This is a genomic window from Kitasatospora sp. NPDC001225 (genome assembly GCF_053597855.1).
Genome location: NZ_JBSFJC010000343.1, coordinates 1 through 2,659 on the forward strand (window position 1 = coordinate 1; position 2,659 = coordinate 2,659).

General features: G+C 73.2%; 3 protein-coding genes. 1 reads left to right on the plus strand and 2 read right to left on the minus strand.

Annotation, left to right across the window (positions count from 1 at the left end; all coding sequences use genetic code 11):
* Window positions 1-822 (plus strand): class I SAM-dependent methyltransferase (locus ACWDCZ_RS40160; protein ID WP_449818572.1); only part of this gene is annotated, 822 nt, incomplete at its 5' end.
* Window positions 823-868: 46 nt separating this feature from the next.
* On the opposite strand, the gene ACWDCZ_RS40165 is transcribed toward ACWDCZ_RS40160, so the two are convergent.
* Together ACWDCZ_RS40165 and ACWDCZ_RS40170 are read right to left on the minus strand one after the other, a co-directional pair.
* The gene (locus tag ACWDCZ_RS40165; protein WP_259316321.1) at window positions 869-1,684 is read right to left on the minus strand and encodes a YhjD/YihY/BrkB family envelope integrity protein; all 816 of its coding nucleotides are present in this window, start codon (window positions 1,682-1,684) and stop codon (window positions 869-871) included.
* A 292-nt stretch (window positions 1,685-1,976) separates the two neighbouring features.
* The coding region (locus ACWDCZ_RS40170; protein ID WP_449818573.1) for a TIGR03557 family F420-dependent LLM class oxidoreductase at window positions 1,977-2,659 on the minus strand (683 nt) is incomplete at its 5' end.

Consider the following 2,659-nt stretch of genomic DNA (forward strand, 5'->3'; position numbering starts at 1 on the left):
GCCGAGTACCGGCGCCGGCTGGAGGTGCCGCACGCGATGCAGGCGCTGGTCGGCTCGGCCCGCGGCATCGTCTCGGCGTACACCGAGCGCGACGACTCCCCCGACGGCGGGTACGCGGTCTCCGCGGAGTTCTACGATCTCCTGCAGGCCGAGACCGACCGCCGTCTGGCCGAGCGGCGCTTCGCCGCGGCCGCCACGCGGGCCCGCCACGCCGTCCTTGATGTCGGCGCGGGCACCGGCACCGCCACCGAGGTCCTGCTGCGCGCCTCCGGTGTGCCCGTCCACGCCGTCGAACCGGCCCCGGCCATGCGCGCCGCCCTGCTGTCGCGCCTGGCGCACCTCGGGGCGGACCAGCGCGCTCGCGTCACCGTGCACCCCGAGCCCCTCGCGGCGACAGGCCTGACGGCCGTGGCGGACCTGGCCGTCGCCTCCAACGTGATCGCCTGTCTGGATCCCCCGACCAGGCGGGCCACCTGGAAGGCGATCTCGGCAGCCCTCCTGCCCGGTGGCCTGCTCCTGTTCGATCCGCCGCCCGCCGGCCTGCCCGACGGGTGCGAGGCGGCGGGACGGCTCGGCCCGGTGCGGGTGGGTCCTGACCTGTACAGCGCCGACGTCACCCGACGGCCCCATCGCGGCGTCCTGCGCGTGGTCTTCACCTACCGCGTCGAACGCGCGCAGGAGCTCCTGCGCGAGGCCCGGGAGGCGTTCGACATGTGGCCCGTCCCGCCCGAACAGCTCACGGAGGAACTCGATGCCGCAGGACTGCGTGTTGTGCGGGCGCCCGGATCCGACCTGGTGGCGGCTCGCCGTCCCGCTCCCTAGACCCGACCTCGCCCGCCTGCGGGCCTTGGTCCCGTGCCGCACCGGATCAGTCGTCCGCTTCGCCCGGTGGTGTTCCGCCTGGCGCCCCGCCGGCCTCGTCAGCCGGCTCCTCGCCGGCTGCCGGTGTGCCGCGGCCCCCCTCACCACCGTCGCCCGCGGCTGACCGGTCGCCGCCGGACAGCGCCCACCCCACGAGGCTTCCGCCGTACACCGTGAAGCCCACCCCGATCAGCCAGGACTGGACCACCAGGACTGCGCCGACCGTGCCGTAGGAAACGGCGTTGGAGACCAGTAGCGGGGCGAAGACCAGCCGGGAGAACAGCCGGAGACCGGCCAGGGCGACCATCGTGGCCACCGCCCCGGGCACCAGCCCTCGCCGCGGGGCACGGGCCCCGAGCAGGAAGCGCGGAAGCCACCAGAACAGCAGCAGACCGCCCAGCACCGTGGCGAGGATCCGCAGGGTCGGTTGGACGGCGGTGTGCTGCCAGGGCACGCCGCTCCAGGCCGCGAGGACGAGGTAGCCGGTCAGCCCGGCCAGCGCGACGACCTGGCGCCCCACCCGGTGCCACGGTCCTCGCGGCAGGCCCCAGATCCGCTCGTAGGCGCCCTGCATCGCACCCGTCAGCGAGACGCCGAAGAAAGCCAGCGCGGCGAGGCTGAACCCGGTGGTCGTGCTGAGGACCTGCCCGCGTGAACTGAACAGCGTCTCGACGGCCTGGCCACCGCGCGGCGACAGCCCCAGGCCGTCGGTGATCCACTGGGCGATCCCGTTGCCGCGGGCAGGGGAAGCCGCCGCGATGACCATGAGCAACGGCACCAGGGTCACGAAGAACAGCGCGGCGAAGGCCAGCGAACGCTGCATCAGCTCGATCTCCAACCCGCGCCCCCACGCCCGCCCGCACACAAAGCGCAACCGGTGCCAGACCGCTCTCACAGTGCACGCCTTCGCACGCCGGTCAGGTGCCAGAACCCGGGGCATCCGGCCGGCGCCGAGCGCCCCGGCGCCGCGAAGTACCCTGCCGTGCCGCCGCAACCACCTCTGCCTCTCGAAGGCGTCTGCGCCCGAAGGGGCCACCTGCCGGGGCCGGACCCTGTAGCGGGGCCTCTCCCGTGTGCGGACGCGGCTTCAGCGGCCATAGGTCGGACAGACCGGGTCAGCGGTTCAGGGCGGGCAGGATCAGCTCACGGTAGGCGTCGAAGAAGACCTCCTGATCGGGGCCGATCTGTCCGACGTAGACCTCGTCGAACCCGGCGCGCTCATATGCGCGCGCTGTCTCCACGTGCTGCTCCACGTCGTCGCCGCAGGTGACCGCGTCGGCAACCATGTCGCGGGTGACGAGCTGACTTGCCTGTTCGAAGTGCGCCGGGGTGGGCAGGAGCTGGGCGAGCTCGCCGGGCAGCAGCTCGGTCGGCCACAGCCGGTGCACCACGTCCACGGCCGTTTCCCGGTTGCTGCTCCAGCACACCTTCACGCCGCCCACCACCTTCTTGCCCTGGCCCCCGGCCTCGCGGAACGCGCCCACGAGGTCGGCGTCCGGGGTCATGGTGACGAAACCGTCCCCGATCCGGCCGGCCAACTCGGCGGCCTTCGGCCCGAACGCCGAGACGTAGACCGGCAGCGGCTGGTCGGGGACGGTGTACAGGCGGGCGTTGTCGACGGTGTAGTGCCAGCCGCGGTGGCTGACCGGTTCCCCGGTGAACAACTCGCGCATCACCTCGACGGCCTCCTCCAGCATCTCGGCCCGTACCTCGAAGGACGGCCACGCATCGCCGTGCACGTGCTCGTTCAACGCCTCCCCCGTCCCGACACCGAGAGCGAAACGCCCACCCAGCAGAA